This window comes from Candidatus Accumulibacter meliphilus, from assembly GCF_036625345.1.
GTDB lineage: Bacteria > Pseudomonadota > Gammaproteobacteria > Burkholderiales > Rhodocyclaceae > Accumulibacter > Accumulibacter meliphilus.
Genome location: NZ_JAZKTZ010000003.1, coordinates 421,594 through 439,468, shown reverse-complemented (window position 1 = coordinate 439,468; position 17,875 = coordinate 421,594). Strand labels below are relative to the sequence as shown.

Here is a 17,875-nt window from a genome sequence, read left to right as displayed (position 1 = left end):
TCGACATGTCATGACCGTTAACGCGGTGCCCGATGTTATACCGATATGCTCGGGTCAAGCGATTGCTCTAGCTTTTTCTGCCTGCCGATGAGGGCGTGACGAAGCGGAAACTGTCCGCTTCGGCTGCTCGCATTCGTGCATTTGTGCATTCGCGCCCGACGACGCAGGCCTTGCGGGCGTCAGCTTGATGGCATAATGCCTGGCGTGCGTCCGAGTTTGCGGATCCTGCACCGGGCCGCGCAGATGAATCTTGCGAAGATCGACCGCCATTCGCGGCGGAATCGACGAAAAGGAGGGGATCGGAATGGAATGGATGGAAACGCTGCTGACAGTCGTTTTCCTGTCGGTGCTGGCTTACGTCGGGGTCTCGATGCTTGGCGCCGCACGCTGGGCTTTTCTGACCCGCGCGCTGCAGTCACGGCTTGTCGCCGGCCGGCAAACCGTGCTGCCGGCACGCTTCGAGCTGCGCGAGCTGAGCGGTTTGCCCGATCCCGTGCAGCGCTATTTTCGCGTCGCCTTGACGGCCGGTCAGCCGATGCTCGGCGCGGTCAGAATCGAGCACGCGGGCAGCTTCAATATCGCCGATAGCGGTGCTGACCGGTGGAAGGCATTTACCTCCGGCGAGCGAGTGATTGCCCGTCCGCCGGGCTTCGTCTGGGATGGGCGGGTGACGCTCATTCCGGGGCTGACGGTGCATGTGCACGACGCCTACGTGGCGGGCGAAGGAACTCTTCATCCGGCCCTGTTCGGGCTGACCTCGCTGGCCAGGCGGCAGGGGAAGGGCGATATCGCGCGCGACGAGTTGATGCGCTTTCTGGCCGAAGCCGCCTGCTATCCGACCGCCCTCCTGCCCAGCCAGGGGGTGCAGTGGCAAGCGGTCGACCAACATTCCGCGACGGCCACCTTGAAAGATGGCGAGGTCAGCGCCAGCCTGTTGTTTGGCTTCAACGAAGATGGACTGATTGAATCGGTTCGCGCCGAGGCACGTGGTCGTACGCTGAACGGCAAGCTCGTAGTGTCGCCGTGGGAGGGGCTGTGGTCCGACTACCAACAGCGCGAGGGGATGACCATCCCGATGTGCGGCGAGGCGCGCTGGCTGATGTCGGGGGGGCCACGCCCTTACTGGCGGGCGCGCATCGGACGGATCGACTACGAGTTTGTGTAAGCAAGCCTCAGCGTGCGCAAGCCGGGACTGCGGGCGCGCGGTTCAGGACTCGCGCGGCAAGCCCGGTGCGCCGAGCAAGACGGTGCCGGCGTCACGCAAGGCACCGATCGCGTCGGCGGCGTAGCCGAGCTGCTGCAGCGTCTCCTCGGTATGCTCGCCGAGTGCCGGTCCCAGCCATTCGGTACTTCCCGGCGTCGCCGACAGTTTCGGAACGATGCCCGGGATTTTGAACGACTTGCCGCCCGGCAGGATGGCGGTCTCGATCATTTGCCGGGCCAGGTACTGCGGGTCGGCAACGATGTCGGCGGCCGAGTATACGCGTGAGGCGGGCACGTCCGCGGCGGCCAGCGTGTGCAGCACGCTGGCTTCGTCGTGCGCCGCCACCCAGCTGTCAATGGCTGCGTACAGTTCGTCGCGGCGCGCGTCGCGACCAGCGTTGTCGGCCAGTTCCTCGTCCTCCGCCAGATCGTCACGGCCGATGGCCCGCATCAGCCGTTTGAATATCGCATCGCCATTGGCGCCGATGGCGACGTGTTTGCCGTCCTGCGTCGAGTGTGTGTTCGACGGCGTGATGCCGGGCATGATGTTGCCAGTCCGTTCGCGGACGAAACCGAAAACGTCGAACTCCGGCAGCAGCGACTCCATCATCGCGAAGACCGCCTCGTAGAGAGCGACATCGACGACCTGCCCCTGGCCACCGCTGAGCTCCTTGTGACGCAGGGCCATCAGCGTGCCGATCACTCCCCACAGCGCGGCGATCGAGTCGCCGATCGAAATACCCGTCTTGACCGGTGGACGATCGGGGAAGCCGGTGACGTAACGCAGCCCGCCCATCGATTCGCCGATGGCGCCGAAACCGGGTTGTTGCGCCAGAGGTCCGCTCTGGCCAAAGCCCGAGAGACGCAGCATGATCAGGCCGGGGTTGATGGCTGCAAGCGTTTCCCAGCCCAGGCCGAGTTTTTCGAGGACGCCGGGGCGGAAGTTCTCGACGACGATATCGGCCTCGGCGACCAGCTTATGAACGATCTCGCGGCCAGCAGGATGCTTGAGATTGATGCTCACCGACTTCTTGTTGCGCGACTGCACGTACCACCACAGCGAGGTGCCTTCGTAGAGTTTGCGCCACTTGCGCAAGGGGTCGCCGCCAGCGGGCGACTCGATCTTGATCACTTCGGCACCGAACTCGGCCATGATCCGCGCCGCGAAGGGCCCGGCGATCAGGCTGCCGAGTTCGATGACCTTGAGGCCGCGCAGGGGTTTGCTCGATGTTGTCATGCGTATGAAGCTCCTCCTTGTGTGCTGCGCTCGACAAAAGTCCGCTCAGCTTTCCTCGAATACCAGCGTGCGCTGCTCAACGCTCAGCGATCGAGCGGTCACGAGATTTCCTTCAGCTATAATCGCCCTTATTTTGATCAGGAAAGTCAGCATGGGCAATCGCCTCTCGAAAATCGTTACTCGCACCGGCGACGCCGGCACCACCGGCCTCGGCGACGGTAGCCGGGTGGCCAAGGACAGCTTGAGAATCGAGACCATGGGCCAGGTCGACGAGCTCAATTCAGTCATCGGCCTGCTCTTGGCCGAGGACATGCCGGACCCGATCCGCAACGCCTTGACCCGCATCCAGCACGACCTCTTCGATCTCGGCGGCGAACTGTGCATGCCGGGAACGAGCACGATCGGCGAGGCGCAGATCACTCGACTCGAAGCGCTGGTCGAGCAATTCAACGAGGATCTCTTGCCGCTCAAGGACTTCATTCTCCCGGGTGGCACTCGGGCCGCTGCTTTCGCGCATCTGGCGCGCACCGTCTGTCGTCGCGCCGAGCGCCAGATCGTTCATCTGGCGGCGACCGAGCAGGTCTCCGACTTTGCGCGCAAGTATCTGAATCGCTTGTCGGACCTGATGTTCGTCCTCGGTCGTGCGCTGAACAAGGCGGCCGGTAGCAGCGACGTGCTGTGGGTGCAGGGCAGGAATCGCGGCGGCGACTGAACGCCGGAGTTCACTTATTTGAGGGGGCAACATGGCGATCGGGATTACAGTCATCACAACGGCCAACAGTGCGCGGCGCTTTTTGCAGACTGACGAGGCCGCTATCGAGCAGACTCTCGATAGTCTCCGACGCAGCAGCCAGATGTTCGCGGGCAAACCGCTGATTGTCGGCTCGGAAGCGCAGACCGAGGTCTTCGCGCGGGCGTCGATCGCCTGTCTTGAATTTGCAGCAGCGAAAGACCTGAGCGTCTACGTGGCGAGTCCGCTCAAGCTGCAGCTCACCGTGCTGACGCCCGAGCAACTCGCGGAGCCATTTAGCGGCTGGTTCGAAGGTGAGCGCTTCAAGGTGCGCATCGATTTCTTCTTCACCGGCGGGCACGTCCTGCATACGCTTGCCGAAGGCGTGCGCAAGGCCGCGCTCGCCGAGCGCCTGATGAATCTGACCAGCTTCCTCGACCGCCCGGTGATGAACTACCGACTGGCGCAGGGCGGCGTCGGACTGATGAATCCGGCCACCATTACGCGCTTCGTGATTTTCCCGGGGACTGACGATCTGCCGCGCGATGCCTGGCTGGGCGAACTGGCCTAGGGCGGCAAGGTGCAACACTATGAGAGTGGCGGGGAGGAAAGCCGCCTCCGGTCAATCGCAGCGCCGTCGTTTTGCGCAGTTGAGTCGGCTTTCCCTGGGCAGTCACCCGGCGATCAGAGGCGTTGACGGGCCTGCCGAGATTCGAGTCAGTTTGCTCTCGTGATCCTGGGGTTTGGCCGAGCGTGTTCGCAGGTCGGAGTTGCCCCCTTCCCGCGCTAACCCCGTTCCGGAGCTGTGACTTAACTTTTGCGACGACGCGCTGAAGCCGCGATACCGAGGAGGCCGAGGCTCAAGAGAGCCATGGTTGCGGGTTCCGGAATCACGACGCTGCTGCCTTCGAGACCTTTAACGAAGGCGAGATCAAATCCCGGCGAACCACCAAAGGCATCAAGGCCGACGACCTTGACGGCGTTGACATTGCTCGTATAACCGATGCTGGCGAAGTCAAATCCGCTGACTGTCGCGGTCGTGGCCACGCCGAGGAATGTGAACGTGCCACCGAAATCCGATGAGATGAACACGTCGGCGGTTTCACTGGCACCACCAACTTCTGAAACGAACAGGTCAAGTCCGGGACCGTCGAACACGTAACCGGTACCGAATCCAAGCGTTAAAAAGGAACGTGTAGGCAGTGAGACGAAGGTGCTTTCGTTACCGTCCGTTGCATAGCTAAGCGGCACGGCAACGGGGTAAGTTCCCGGAAATGTCCCGCCGTAAGGACCCGCCATCGGCCCGGTGCCAGAGTCGAAGTAGTCAAGAACGGTGTCCGCGACGATGGTCGCAGCCGTCGCCTGTGGGACGATTGCGCATGAAGTAATGCCGGCGACGAGCGCAGCAATGAGTGACCGAGAATTCATGGTTCTCTCCTTGAGAGGTTCTGGATTGATAGCCGGACGACAAGTGAGCATTTCCGGGAAAAGGGTGGCGCAGTTAACTTAAAGCAAGTTGTGTGCCATCTATAAAAAATCGCATTACAGCAATCACATGTGATAAATCTAGTCTTGGTGGGACGCGCGTGTGTAAAAAATTCCGACAGTCAGTATCGGCGGCTCGCACATCTTCTCCCTCGCGGCGAGCGAAGGATCCGAAGTCTGCAGCTCACCCTGGCGCAAGCGATCGCCGGTCATATCGATCGCTTGGCAAGTATTCGGTAGTACACTCCGGACCTCGGTAAACTGACGCGCCAGGTTTCGTTCTGGTGTTCTCGAATACGCCTCGGCCGGGTTCGTGGCAGGCTGCCGCCATTGCCAGCGTCGACTGCAGCGATGCCGGCTGAGGCTGCTAGAAACCCCGGACAAGCGTCCCTGACCGCCCGCGAACTGCGCCGGGGCGGCCTGCTGGAGAAATCAAGGTAATGAGCTACACCGCAGAATCGATCGCCGTTCTCAAGGGGCTGGAGCCGGTGCGCCATCGTCCCGGGATGTACACGCGCATCGATTGCCCCCTGCATATCATTCAGGAGGCAATCGACAATGCCGCCGACGAGGCGCTGGGCGGCTTCTGCAAGCGCATCACGGTGACCCTGCATGCCGACCAGTCGGTCAGCGTCGAGGATGACGGACGGGGTATTCCGGTCGAGATTCACCCGCTCGAACAGGTGCCGACGGTCGAAGTGGTGTTCACCCGGCTGCACGCCGGCGGCAAGTTCAACAAGGACGAGCGCGAATCGGCGTATCGCTTCTCGGGTGGCCTGCACGGCGTTGGCGTCTCGGTGACCAACGCGCTGTCGACGCGGCTCGAAGTCGAGGTGGTGCGCGATGGCGGGCGGCATCGCATGGCTTTTGCCGGCGGGAACGTAATCGAGCCGCTGCAGCGGCTCGGCGATGCACCCAAGAGAAGCCAGCGGCACGCGCCTGCGCGCCTGGCCGGATGCGAGTTTTTTCGACTCGCCGCTGATCCCGCTGCCGCAGCTTGAACGTCTGCTGCGCAGCAAGGCACTGCTACTGCCCGGTTTGCAGGTGTCGCTGAGCGTCGAGGGCGGCGCGACGACTGAATGGTGTTTCGCCGATGGCATGCTGCAGTACCTGAGCGAGCAGATCGAAGGCGAAATGGTCGCGCCGGTGTTCAATGGCGAGAAGTACGCGCCCAAGGGCGACGAGAATTTTCCGGTCGGTTCGGGTGCGGCCTGGGCGATCTGCTGGACCGCCGACGGCAGCCTGGCGCGCGAGTCCTACGTCAACCTGATTCCGACACCCTCCGGCGGTACGCACGAGGCCGGTCTGCGGCAGGCGACGCTGGATGCGGTGAAAAGTTTCGCCGATCACCACGCGCTGCTGCCCAAGGGCGTCAAACTGGCGGCCGAAGACGTCTTTTCACGAGCCAGCTTCGTGCTCGCGGTGCGCATGCTCGATCCCTCGTTTCAGGGACAGACCAAGGAGCGCCTGAACTCGCGCGACGCGGTGGCGCTGGTGGCACGCATGCTGCGCGATCCGCTGGAGCTGTGGCTAAACGAACATCCGGATGCCGCGAAGAAGATCACCGACCTGGCCATCCGTGCCGCGCAGGCGCGTACGCGTGCCGGCCAGAAAGTCGAGAAACGCAAGCAGTCGGGAGTGGCCATCCTGCCCGGCAAGCTTTCCGATTGCCAGAGCGAGGACACGCGCCGCAACGAGATTTTTCTCGTCGAAGGCGACTCTGCCGGCGGTTCGGCGAAATCCGGGCGCGACAAGGAACTGCAGGCGATCCTGCCCTTGCGCGGCAAGGTGCTGAATACCTGGGAGGTCGATGCCGGCAGCCTGTTCGCCAACCGCGAGGTGCATGACATTGCGGTCGCCCTGGGCATCGATCCGCATCCGGCGAGCGCGCCCGACGCGGTATTGAACAATCTGCGTTACGGCAAGGTGGTGATCATGACCGACGCCGACGTCGATGGCTCGCACATCCGCGTCCTGCTGTGCACGCTTTTCTACCGTCATTTTCCGAAGCTGATCGCCAGCGGCCATCTGTATTTTGCGCAACCGCCGCTGTTTCGCCTCGATGTTCCCGGCCAGGGCAAGAATCGCCCGCCACGCAAGTTGTACGCGCTCGATAGCGACGAACGCGCGGCGACCCTCGATCGGCTGCGACTCGAAGGCATCAAGCCGGATGCGGTCGCCATCTCGCGCTTCAAGGGCCTCGGCGAAATGAATCCCGAGCAACTCTGGGAAACGACGATGTCGCCCGATACGCGGCGCCTGATGTGCATCCGCATGCCGGGCAGCGCGGAGGCCAAGCCGGTGATGCACATGTTGATGGGCAAGAGCGAGTCCGCGGGTCGGCGGGCGTGGATGGAAGACAACGGCGCCTTGATCGGCGCCGAAATTTGAGGGTGAGCTGAACGTGATCAAGGACGATTCAACGCCAGACCTGTTTGCCGAAACACCGCCGACGGAAGTGTCGCCACCGCTGCCGCCAGGTGCTGGCGCACCGCCGGCGCTTGTCGATGGCGATGGCGGTAACGGTGACGACAGCATCCTGCTGCACGACTCGGCGGCGCGTGACTACCTCGAATACGCGATCGCCGTCGTCAAGGGCCGTGCGCTGCCGGACGTCAAGGACGGGCTGAAGCCGGTGCAGCGCCGGGTGCTGTTTGCGATGCGTGAACTCGGGCTGTCGGCGACCGCCAAGCCGGTCAAGTCGGCACGTGTCGTTGGCGACGTCATCGGCAAGTACCACCCGCATGGTGACACCTCGGCCTACGACGCGATGGTGCGCGTCGCGCAGCCGTTCATGTTGCGCTATCCGCTGGTCGACGGGCAGGGCAATTTCGGTTCGCGCGATGGCGACAACGCGGCGGCGATGCGCTACACCGAAGCGCGCCTGACGCCGATCGCCGAGCTGCTGCTTGGCGAACTGGGCGAAGGCACGGTCGATTTCCTGCCCAACTACGACGGCTCCTTCGAAGAACCGGCCTTCCTGCCGGCGCGCCTGCCTTTCCTGCTGCTCAACGGTGCTTCGGGAATCGCCGTCGGCATGGCCACCGAAATGCCGGCGCACAACCTGCGCGAGGTCGCCGCGGCGGCCATCTACAAGATCGAGCATCCCGCCGCTGGCGTCGACGAACTGCTGGAACTGGTGCCAGGACCCGATTATCCGGGCGGCGGCCAGATCATTTCTCCGCCCGCCGATATTGCCGCCGCTTATCGCAGTGGCCGCGGCAGCCTGCGCGTGCGGGCGCGCTACGTGATCGAAGAAATGGCGCGCGGCGCCTGGCAACTGGTGTTCACCGAGCTGCCACCGGGTGTGTCATCGGCCAAGGTGCTCTCCGAAATCGGCGTCCTGCTCAACCCGCAGCCGCGGCCGGGCAAGAAAGCCGTCGAGCAGTCGGTGGCGCAGCTGAAGACGCTGATGGCCTCGCAGCTCGACCGCGCACGCGACGAATCGGGCAAGGATGACGACATCCGGCTGGTTTTCGAACCGAGCAGTTCGCGCATCGACCGCCAGGACTTCGTGGCCATGCTGCTCGCGCATACCAGCCTCGAAACCTCGGCGCCGATCAACCTGGTGGCGGTCGGCATCGACGGCCGGCCGTGCCAGAAATCGCTGGTCGACCTGATCGGTGAGTGGTGTACTTTCCGTCTGCGGACGGTCTACCGGCGCACCGAGTACCGCCTGCACAAAGCCGACGACCGTATCCATATTCTCGAAGGCCGGCACATCGTCTTCCTGAACATCGACGAAGTGATCCGCATCATCCGCGAATCCGACGACCCGAAGGCAGCGCTGATCGCACGTTTCATCCTCTCGGATCGGCAGGCCGAGGACATCCTCGAAATCCGCCTGCGCCAATTGGCGCGGCTGGAGGGAATTCGCATCGAGCAGGAACTGGCCAAGCTGCGCGGTGAACGCGAAGGCTTGCTCAAGCTGCTCGGCAGCGACGCGCTGCTACGCCGGCAGGTGATCCGGGAAATCAAGGCTGACGCCGAGAAACATGGTGACGCGCGGCGGACGATCATCGAAACCGCAGCGACGGCTTCGCGTGCGGAAGCGGCGACCGTCGCCGACGAGCCGGTGACAGTGATCATTTCCGAGAAAGGCTGGGCACGGGTCAGGCAGGGGCATGGCCTGGATCTCTCGGGAGTGGTGTTCAAGGACGGCGACCGTGCCGGCTCGGCGCAGGAATGTCGTTCGGTCGACTCGCTGGTGATCATCTCCACCGAGGGCCGCGCCTTCACCGTCGCCGTGGCCAGCCTGCCCGACGGTCGTGGCATGGGCGCGCCCCTGTCGTCCTTCGTCGAGCTGGGTAGTGGCAGGATCGCGCATGTCATCACTGGCCGGCCCGACGAGCAATTGCTGATCGCCAAGACTTCGGGCTATGGCTTCATCTGCAAGTATGGGGATCTGCTGTCGCGGCAGAAGGCGGGCAAGGCTTTCCTCGCCGTCGAAGACGGGGCGACGATTCTGCCGCTGCTGCGGATCAGTAGCCAGGATCATCTGGCGGCACTTTCGGAAGACGGCCGCCTGCTGATTTTCCCGCTCGAGCAGATGAAGCGCCTGAGCAGCGGCAAGGGCGTCCAGATCATCGGCCTGCACGGCGACGAATCGCTGCGCGCGGTGGTGCTCACCCGGGGAGCGCGGGTGACAATCAGGGGAACGGCGCGCAGCCGGGCCAAGACGCTGCTTTCCGAAGATCGCCACGTTAGCCAGCGCGCCCGCCGTGGTTCGCCGGTGGGGCAGATCACTAACGTGACACTGGAGGCCTATCCGGAGTGATTGATGGCCAAGGAGACAGAATGAAGAAGCGAACAGCAGTCTTGACCAGGGCGACTGTGCTTGCCGTACTGGCCTTGTCGAGCACGTTGGCATTTGCTGAACGGGTCGCTTGCGTGACCACCGAGTGGAAGCTGATCGGCTCGAATCACAAGATTTGTGTCGAGAGCTTTGCTGACCGGCAGGTGCCGGGAGTGACCTGCCACTTCAGTCAGGCGAAAACCGGCGGCGTCAGTGGCAGCTTCGGTCTGGCGCAGGATCCTTCGCAGTTTTCGCTGTCCTGTCGGCAGACCGGCCCGATCACGCTGCCCGCCAAGTTGCCGAAAGAGGCCGTGGTGTTCTCGGAGGACACCTCGATCATGTTCAAGGAAACGCGCGTCATCAGGATGTGGGACGCCGCCAACAATACCCTGGTGTACCTGGCGATCAGCCGCAAGTTGATCGACGGCGCGCCGGCGAACAGCATTTCGACCGTTCCGGTAATGCCCTGGGGCGAACGCTGATGGCAGTGCTGTCGCCTGCGCAGGCCGACTACGACGTCAGCGCTCTGGGGCAGGTGTTCACTCCGCCGGCGATTGTCGAGGCGATGCTGGCGCTGGTCCGTAACCGCGGCCGGGTGCTCGAGCCGGCCTGTGGCGACGGTGCTTTCCTGCAGCATTTTCCCTTTGCCGTGGGCATCGAGATCGATGCCCGGCATGCGCCCCTCGGGGCGCGGGTCATGGACTTCTTTGCGCTGCCGGAGAAGGAGACTTTCGCCACGATCATCGGCAATCCGCCCTACGTGCGCTATCAGGACATTGCCGCCGAGACGCGTGCCTTGAACAGCCATAGCGTGCTCGATGGGCGCGCCAATCTGTATCTGTTCTTCATCGAGAAGTGTCTGCGGCATCTGGCGCCGGGCGGGGAACTGGTGTTCATCACGCCACGTGATTTTCTCAAGGCGACTTCGGCGGTGCCGCTCAATCGCTTGCTGCATGCGGCGGGAACGATCACCGACTGCGTCGATCTTGGCGACTCGCGCCTTTTTGCCGAGGTCACACCCAACTGCGCGATCTGGCGTTTTGAACGCGATAATTTCTCACGCAGTACGCGCTACGCCGCGCAGGGTGTCGCCGACGGGCTGACCGGCCTGGCAAGATTGCAGTGGGAGGAGCGCCACTTCGTCGAGAGCGGCGGGCACCTGTTGTTTACGCGCGGTGACTACGCTTTGCACCTGAGCGACATCGCTTTCGTCAAGGTCGGTGCGGTGTCCGGTGCCGACGATCTGTATGCCAGCGAGGCCTACGGTAACCGCAGCTTTGTCTGCTCGGCGACGGTGACCACTGGCGCCACGCGGCGGATGCTGTGGTGCGCACCCGGTGCGCCGCCGCCGGCGGCGCTGCTGGCGCACAAGGAGCGCCTGATCGCGCGGCGAATCAGGTCCTTCGATGAGTCCAACTGGTGGCAGTGGGGGCGTGGCTATCATCAGTCGCCGCAGGAACGGGTCTATGTGAACAACAAGACGCGTCGTCCGCAGCCGTTCTTCGTGCATCCCTGCAAGCACTACGATGGCTCGCTGCTGGCGATTTTTCCACGCGATCCGGGCGTCGACGTGATGGCGCTGGCGGCGGCCTTGAACAGCGTCGATTGGGCCGATCTCGGCTTCGTCTGCGACGGTCGCTTTCTGTTTACCCAGCGCAGTCTCGAACAGACGCCGCTTCCCGAGTCCTTCCGTACCTTCCTGACTGGCTGCGGTGTAAGATCGCGGATCGAAGCTTAGCGTTGCTTGCGGCAGCCGCGCCGAAGCGTGTCTACGCCGACGGGGTCGTCGCCCGGCTGGCACAACTCGCCGCTGTGTTCGAGTTCGAACGCACGGCACCCCTGGAGGAGCAACTCTCATGCGTTTAGCATTCGTCGTCGATCCCTTGCCCTCGCTGAAGGCGTACAAAGACACCAGCATCGCCTTGATGCGCGCTGCGCAGGCCGCCGGGCACGCGGTGTGGGCAGTCCAGCAGTCGGCGATCCACTGGTCGGCGCTGCATGGGGTGTGTGCCGAAGCGGTGCATCTGGAAATGCTCGCCGACGACGATGACTGGTTCATCGAGGTGGATCGCCATGTCGTTGCACTGCGCGATTTCGCCGCTGTGCTGATGCGCAAGGATCCGCCCTTCGACGCCGAGTACGTGACCAGTACCTGGTTGCTGGAGCGCGCCGAAGCCGAGGGGGCGCGCGTTTTCAATCGGCCGCGCGCGCTGCGCGATCATTCCGAGAAGTTGTCGGTGGCCGAGTTTTCGCAGTTTGCGGTCCCCGGCGTGGTGGCGCGTCTGCCGGCGCTGATCCAGGCCTTTGTCGACCTGGAGCGGGATACGATCATCAAGCCGCTCGACGGCATGGGCGGCAGCGAGGTGTTTCGCGTGCGTCACGATGACCCGAATCGCAACGTGATCATCGAGACCCTGACCCACCATGGTGCGCGTACGATCATGGCGCAGCGCTATATTCCGGAGATCAGTGACGGTGACAAGCGCATCCTGATCGTCGGCGGCGAAGTCGTTCCCTATTGCCTGGCGCGCATTCCCAAGCCCGGCGAGACGCGCGGCAATCTGGCCGTCGGCGGCCGTGGCGTGGCGCGCGAACTGAGTGCGCGCGACCGCGAAATCGCGACCACCCTGGCGCCAGTGCTCGCGGCGCGCGGTTTGTTCTTCGTCGGTCTCGACGTGATCGGCGACTGGCTGACCGAGATCAACATCACCAGCCCGACGTGCATCGTCGAAATCGCCGAGCAGACCGGCTTTGACGCGGCCGAATTGTTCGTGGTGGCGCTGGAACGTGAGTGCGCGGCTGCCGCCTAGTTTTCCTTTTCGCACTGGCTTGCCTTCTCGCTGCCTGCGCTCGGGCGCCGCTGCACCAGCAGCAGGCTTTCGTTTTCGGTACCCGTGTCGAGATCCTGATTGCCGGTCTTTCCGAGGCCGCGGCACGTCCGGCCGCAGCGGCCGTGCTGCGCGAATTCGACCGGCTTCACCGGCGTTATCACGCCTGGCAGCCTTCCGAGCTGAGCCGCCTGAATCAGGCCCTGGCCGCCGGCCGGACGGTGTCGGTGACGCCGGAAATGGCCGGCCTGCTGGCCGGCGCGCAGCGTTTTTCGCTGCTCAGCGAAGGGCTTTTCGATCCCGGGATCGGTGCCCTGATCGCGCTGTGGGGTTTTCAGTCCGACGACTTGCCGGCGAGCTTGCCGGACGCCGATGCGCTGGCTGCCTGGCGGGCGGCGCCAGCGGGTGTCGCTGACCTGCAACTCGACGAGCTCCAGGTCAGTAGCCGCAACGCCGGGCTGGCGCTTGATTTCGGCGGCTACCTCAAGGGCGTGGCGCTGGACCGCGCAGCGAGCCTCCTCAAGGCGCAGGGCGTGCACAACGCATTGATCAATATTGGTGGCAATGTCCTGGCGCTCGGCAGCAAGAATGGCGAGCGCTGGCGGGTAGGTATTCAGCACCCGCGCCAGCCGGGTCCGCTGGCGACGGTCGAACTCGACGATGGCGAGGCGATTGGCACCTCGGGCGATTATCAACGCTATTTCGAGATCGACGGCCGGCGCTACAGCCACCTGCTCGACCCGCGTAGCGCTCAGCCGGTGCAGCACACGCAGGCGCTGAGCGTGCTGATCAGCGCGCGGCCCGACGCCGGAACGCTCTCTGACGTCGCCTCCAAGCCCTTGTTCATTGCCGGCGCCGATTGGCCGCGCCTGGCGCGTCGGCTGCAGCTGGAGCAGGTTCTCAGGGTCGATGCCGAAGGCCGGGTCCAGGTCAGTCGGACGCTGCACGCTCGGCTTGCCTACCGCGGCGGCCCGCCGCCGTCACTCGAAGTCCTTCCCTGAGCGCTGCGCGGCGACTGTGGACAGTGCCCGGCGGCGCGGAATCGCTTAGAATGGCGGCCTGTTTCGATGAGGGGGCGCAATGATCGGCATTCTTCTGATAACCCACGGCTGCTTCGGCGAAAGCCTGATTCAGAATGTCTGTCACGTCCTCAACAAGCGTCCGCCACTGATCGCACAACTCGGCGTCGCACCGCAGGATGACCCGCTCGATATCCTGCCGCGGGCGCGCTTGCTGCTCAAGGAAGTCGACGGAGGCCGGGGGGTGGTGGTGATGACCGACATTTTTGGCGCGACGCCGGCCAACCTGGCGCTCAAATTGCTCCAGTCTGGCCACGTCGAAGGGGTTTCCGGCCTCAGCCTGCCGATGCTGCTGCGCGCGTTGACCTATCGCGACAAGGACATGGACACCCTTCTGCAGAAAGCCGTCAGCGGTGCCCACGATGGCGTGATGAAGCTGCCGACGCACTAGTCGCTGACGATGATCGGAGGCCTTGATGGTACGTGCTGAAACGGAAATTCTCAATAAACTGGGCCTGCACGCGCGTGCCTCGGCCAAGCTGACGCAGCTCGCCAGCAGTTTCGACAGCGAAGTGTGGATGGAGAAGGGCGCCCGTCGCATCAACGCCAAGAGCATCATGGGGGTGATGATGCTGGCCGCAGGCAAAGGTTCGACAGTGCTCGTCGAGACCACGGGCAGTGACGAGCAGCAGGCCAACGAGGCCATTCTCGCGCTCGTCGCCGACCGGTTTGGTGAAGCGGAGTGAATCGAGTGAATCGAGTACACCCATTATGAGTTTTACCTTGCACGGGCTGCCGGTTTCCGGCGGCATCGCGATTGGGCGGGCGCATCTGATGTCGCACGCGACTCTCGAGGTGTCGCACCTGGTTATCGCGCCTCGCCTGGTGGAAAAAGAGGTGGCGCGCTTCGAGGAGGCACTGCTCAGGGTTCACGAGGAGTTTGCCAGCCTGAAGGAGCGCCTGCACAATTCGCCGGGCGAATTCGGCGCTTTCATCGACCTGCATACGATGATTCTCGCCGACCCGGAACTCGCCGACACTCCCAAGCAGTTGATTCGCGAGCGCCGCTGCAATGCTGAATGGGCGCTGGTGCAGCAGATGGAAGTGTTGGTCGGTCAGTTCGAAAGTTTCGAGGATCAGTATCTGCGCGAGCGCAGCTACGACGTGCGCCAGGTCGTCGAGCGGGTGATCAAGGAACTCGTTGGCCAGCCGGGCCGGGTGGCCCTACGGACCAGCAAGGGGGTCAAGGAAGAAGATCTGATTATCGTTGCTCACGATCTCTCGCCGGCCGACGTCATCGCCTACAAGGATCATCACGTCGCTGCCTTTGTCACCGACGTCGGCGGCTCGACCTCGCATACCGCGATTCTCGCGCGCAGCCTGCGCATTCCGGCGGTGCTTGGCCTGCACAATGCCCGGCAACTGATTCAAGACAAGGAAAACCTGATTGTCGACGGCACGCGCGGCGTGCTGATCGTCAACCCCGATGCGCGCATTCTCGACGAGTATCGACTCAGAAAAAGTCAGATCGAGCTCGAACGCACCAAGCTCAGGCGTCTCAAGACGGCCAAGTCGTCGACGCTCGATGGCGTCGATATTGCGCTGCACGCCAATATCGAGCTACCGGGCGACGTCGCCAACGCGCTCGACGGCGGCGCCGAAGGCGTTGGTTTGTTTCGCACCGAATTCCTTTTTCTCGATCGCGGCGACATGCCGACCGAAGACGAGCAGTTCGAAGCCTACCGAACGGTGGTCAAGGGAATGGGCGGGCGGCCGGTCACCATCCGTACTTTCGATCTCGGTTACGACAAGGACCTGCATCCGGGGAAAGTGGTCGGCGACCGTATGCAAAGCAATCCGGCGCTTGGCCTGCGCGCGATCCGCTTGTCGCTGGCCGAATCGAAAATGTTCCAGACGCAGTTGCGCGCCATCCTGCGCGCAACGCAGTTCGGCAAGATCAAGTTGCTGATTCCTATGCTTTCGCAGGCGCACGAGATTGATCAGACGCTGGCCGCCATCGAGCGCGCGAAGGCGACCCTGCGCAGCGAGAACTGCCCCTTCAACGAGGAGATCGAAGTCGGGGCGATGATCGAGATCCCGGCGGCGGCGCTGGCCGTCGGACTCTTTCTGCGTCGCCTGCATTTCCTGTCGATCGGGACCAATGACCTGATCCAGTACACCTTGGCCATCGATCGCAGCGACGAGCAGGTGGCACACCTTTACGATCCACTGCATCCGGCCGTCCTGATGCTCCTGGCGCACACCATCGCCAGTGCCGAAAAGGTGCATATCCCGGTTTCGATCTGTGGCGAGCTGGCCGGCGACCCCCTGCTGACGCGCCTGCTGCTGGGCATGGGACTGCGCCAGTTTTCGATGCATCCGGCGCAGATCCTGTCGGTCAAGCAGCGCATCATGCAAAGCAACTGTGCGGAGCTGGCGCCCATCGTTCGCCGCATGTTGCGCCACGAGGAGCCCGGAAAAATTCGCGAGCAACTGGAGAAACTCAACACCTGAATTGACTTTTTCCCAGGCTGCAGGTAACTTTCGCGGCCTTGGCGCCGATTTGAACGATCAGCTTGCGGGCGCCTTATAAATACGGCTAACGGTCATGACAATCGAGACGCCCGGGATCATGAAAGTCATGACCGTTTTCCCTCTTCCCCGACCCTTCTCCCGCGAGGGGAGAAGGGAGTTTCGTGAGTCGCTTGCGCGACTTTCACATTAAAGCGCGGCACGCCCAGTCCGCCTTGCTAGTGGACTGGGTTTTTTTCTTCTCCTGCCTCGGGTACCCCTACGATCGCGATGTCATCAGAGAACTCTGTCGGACTCGTTACGCCGCAGCGCGTGCGCTTCGCTACCCCGCTGACACTGAAGAGCGGCGCTGTGCTACCCGGTTTCGAGCTCGCTTACGAGACCTATGGCACGCTCAACGCCGAACGTTCCAACGCCGTGCTGGTCTGCCATGCGCTGGCGGGCAGCCATCATGTCGCCGGCTTCTATGCTGACGATCCCGAGAACATCGGCTGGTGGGACAACCTGGTCGGGCCCGGCAAGCCGCTCGATACCGACAAGTTCTTCGTCATCGGGGTCAACAACCTGGGCGGTTGCTACGGTTCGACCGGTCCGCTGTCGATCAGGCCCGAGACCGGCAAGCGCTACGGCGCTGATTTCCCCCTGATCACCGTCGAGGACTGGGTGGCAGCACAGGCCAGGCTGGCCGACCATCTCGGCATCGACACCTGGGCGGCCGTGCTCGGCGGCAGCCTCGGTGGCATGCAGGCGCTCGAATGGTCTTTGCAGTTCCCCGATCGCATCCGGCACGCGATGGTCATTGCTTCGGCACCCAAGCTGTCGGCGCAGAACATCGCCTTCAACGAGGTTGCACGGCAGGCCATCATTTCCGATCCGGACTTTCATGGCGGTTACTACGCCGAGCACGGCGTCCTGCCGACACGCGGCTTGCGGCTGGCGCGCATGGTCGGCCATATCACCTATCTATCGGATAGCCAGATGGCCGAGAAATTCGGCCGGCAATTGCGTCATGGCGAGCACAAGTTCAGCTACGACGTGGACTTCGAAATCGAGTCCTACCTGCGCTACCAGGGCAATAAATTCGCCGCTTTCTTCGACGCCAACACCTATCTGATGATGACCAAGGCGCTCGACTATTTCGACCCCGCTTACGCCTACGGCGGCCATCTGCCGAGTGCCCTGGCACGTGCCAGGGCGAGGTTCTTCGTCGCCAGTTTTTCGACCGACTGGCGTTTTGCGCCGGCGCGTTCGCGGGAAATCGTTTTTGCGCTGCTGGATAATCGCCTGCGCGTCGTGTACGCGGAGATCGACTGCGACGCCGGTCACGATTCCTTCCTGCTCGACGATCAGCACTACCACGCCCTGCTGCGCGCCTATCTGGGAAACATCGCCGTATGACCGAGCACGAGAGGAGAGTCAAGGCCGAGCAACGCGAGCGCTTCGATTTCGCGGTGATTGCCAACTGGTTGCAACCCGGCGAGCACGTTCTCGACCTCGGTTGTGGCGACGGCAGGCTGCTGCGTTATCTCGATGAGACCCGCGATGTGACCGGCTATGGCGTCGAAATAGACCCGGAAAGCGTTCTCGCCTGTATTTGCAACGGCGTCGACGTGATCCAGATGAACATCGAGTCGGGGCTGCTCGGTTTCGAAGACCATTCTTTCGATCGGGCAATCATTTCGCAGGCCCTGCAGACCATGCACACCACCGAGCGCATTCTCAGCGAGATGTTGCGCGTCGCCCACGAAGCGGTGGTCAGCTTCCCCAACTTCGCCTACCGCAGCAACCGCGCGGCGATTGCCGCCGGGCACATGCCGGTGTCCGAGGATCTGCCCTACGACTGGTTCGATACGCCGAACGTGCGCTTTTTCACGATCGTCGATTTCGAAGACCTGTGTGCTCGGCTCGGCATCGAGATTCGTGAGCGTCTGGCTTTCGACGAGGCCGGCCGGGAGGTGGCCGACGACCCGAACCTCAATGGCAGTCTGGCTTTCTATCGGCTCGGACGCAAATCTTGACGCCTGACTGGTTGCGCCTGCTGCTGAC

15 protein-coding genes, 1 pseudogene and 1 riboswitch are annotated in these 17,875 nt (G+C 63.2%); of the genes and pseudogenes, 14 read left to right on the top strand and 2 right to left on the bottom strand.

Annotation, left to right across the window (positions count from 1 at the left end):
* The first annotated feature begins 304 nt into the window (after positions 1-304).
* A complete protein-coding gene (locus V5B40_RS08280; RefSeq protein WP_332354038.1) occupies positions 305-1,165 on the top strand; it encodes a DUF6920 family protein in 861 nt (286 codons plus the stop codon).
* Between the two features lie 42 nt (positions 1,166-1,207).
* Here the strand turns inward: V5B40_RS08280 and V5B40_RS08275 are convergent, their stop codons facing one another.
* Positions 1,208-2,440 (bottom strand): CaiB/BaiF CoA transferase family protein, encoded by a 1,233-nt coding sequence (locus V5B40_RS08275; protein ID WP_332354037.1) that lies wholly within the window; start codon positions 2,438-2,440, stop codon positions 1,208-1,210.
* Positions 2,441-2,591: 151 nt separating this feature from the next.
* Here V5B40_RS08275 and V5B40_RS08270 point away from each other — a divergent pair, with 151 nt between their 5' ends.
* Positions 2,592-3,152, top strand: coding sequence for a cob(I)yrinic acid a,c-diamide adenosyltransferase (locus tag V5B40_RS08270; protein WP_332354036.1), 561 nt, complete (start codon positions 2,592-2,594; stop codon positions 3,150-3,152).
* A gap of 31 nt (positions 3,153-3,183) precedes the next feature.
* The gene (locus V5B40_RS08265; RefSeq protein WP_332354035.1) at positions 3,184-3,741 is read left to right on the top strand and encodes a hypothetical protein; all 558 of its coding nucleotides are present in this window, start codon (positions 3,184-3,186) and stop codon (positions 3,739-3,741) included.
* A gap of 239 nt (positions 3,742-3,980) precedes the next feature.
* On the opposite strand, the gene V5B40_RS08260 is transcribed toward V5B40_RS08265, so the two are convergent.
* Positions 3,981-4,598: a PEP-CTERM sorting domain-containing protein gene (locus tag V5B40_RS08260; protein ID WP_332354034.1), complete on the bottom strand. Its 618-nt coding sequence runs from the start codon at positions 4,596-4,598 to the stop codon at positions 3,981-3,983.
* 563 nt (positions 4,599-5,161) lie between these two features.
* Here V5B40_RS08260 and V5B40_RS08255 point away from each other — a divergent pair.
* From V5B40_RS08255 to metW, 11 genes and pseudogenes are all read left to right on the top strand, one after another.
* A pseudogene (locus V5B40_RS08255) lies at positions 5,162-7,046 on the top strand (DNA topoisomerase IV subunit B).
* A 16-nt stretch (positions 7,047-7,062) separates the two neighbouring features.
* Positions 7,063-9,432, top strand: a complete 2,370-nt coding sequence (gene parC, locus V5B40_RS08250; RefSeq protein ID WP_434735853.1) for a DNA topoisomerase IV subunit A — start codon at positions 7,063-7,065, stop codon at positions 9,430-9,432.
* Between the two features lie 20 nt (positions 9,433-9,452).
* Entirely contained in the window at positions 9,453-9,932 is a 480-nt protein-coding gene (locus V5B40_RS08245) for a CreA family protein (RefSeq protein WP_332354033.1), read from the top strand.
* Positions 9,932-11,188: a class I SAM-dependent methyltransferase gene (locus V5B40_RS08240; protein WP_332354032.1), complete on the top strand. Its 1,257-nt coding sequence runs from the start codon at positions 9,932-9,934 to the stop codon at positions 11,186-11,188. The genes V5B40_RS08245 and V5B40_RS08240 overlap by 1 nt, the downstream gene beginning before the upstream one ends.
* A 118-nt stretch (positions 11,189-11,306) precedes the next feature.
* Complete coding sequence (gshB, locus tag V5B40_RS08235) at positions 11,307-12,260, top strand: glutathione synthase (RefSeq protein ID WP_332354031.1); 954 nt, start codon at positions 11,307-11,309, stop codon at positions 12,258-12,260.
* Entirely contained in the window at positions 12,242-13,279 is a 1,038-nt protein-coding gene (locus tag V5B40_RS08230; protein ID WP_332354029.1) for an FAD:protein FMN transferase, read from the top strand. Before gshB ends, V5B40_RS08230 begins: the two co-directional genes overlap by 19 nt.
* Before the next feature lie 79 nt (positions 13,280-13,358).
* Positions 13,359-13,748: a PTS sugar transporter subunit IIA gene (locus V5B40_RS08225; protein ID WP_332354028.1), complete on the top strand. Its 390-nt coding sequence runs from the start codon at positions 13,359-13,361 to the stop codon at positions 13,746-13,748.
* A gap of 25 nt (positions 13,749-13,773) precedes the next feature.
* A complete protein-coding gene (locus V5B40_RS08220) occupies positions 13,774-14,043 on the top strand; it encodes an HPr family phosphocarrier protein (protein ID WP_332354027.1) in 270 nt (89 codons plus the stop codon).
* A 25-nt stretch (positions 14,044-14,068) separates the two neighbouring features.
* Positions 14,069-15,811, top strand: a complete 1,743-nt coding sequence (gene ptsP, locus V5B40_RS08215) for a phosphoenolpyruvate--protein phosphotransferase (RefSeq protein ID WP_332354026.1) — start codon at positions 14,069-14,071, stop codon at positions 15,809-15,811.
* A 31-nt stretch (positions 15,812-15,842) separates the two neighbouring features.
* A riboswitch (SAM riboswitch) is annotated at positions 15,843-15,919 on the top strand.
* A 180-nt stretch (positions 15,920-16,099) separates the two neighbouring features.
* Complete coding sequence (gene metX / locus V5B40_RS08210; RefSeq protein WP_332354025.1) at positions 16,100-17,227, top strand: homoserine O-succinyltransferase MetX; 1,128 nt, start codon at positions 16,100-16,102, stop codon at positions 17,225-17,227.
* Positions 17,224-17,847: a methionine biosynthesis protein MetW gene (gene metW / locus V5B40_RS08205; RefSeq protein ID WP_332354024.1), complete on the top strand. Its 624-nt coding sequence runs from the start codon at positions 17,224-17,226 to the stop codon at positions 17,845-17,847. The genes metX and metW overlap by 4 nt, the downstream gene beginning before the upstream one ends.
* The last annotated feature ends 28 nt before the right edge of the window (positions 17,848-17,875 follow it).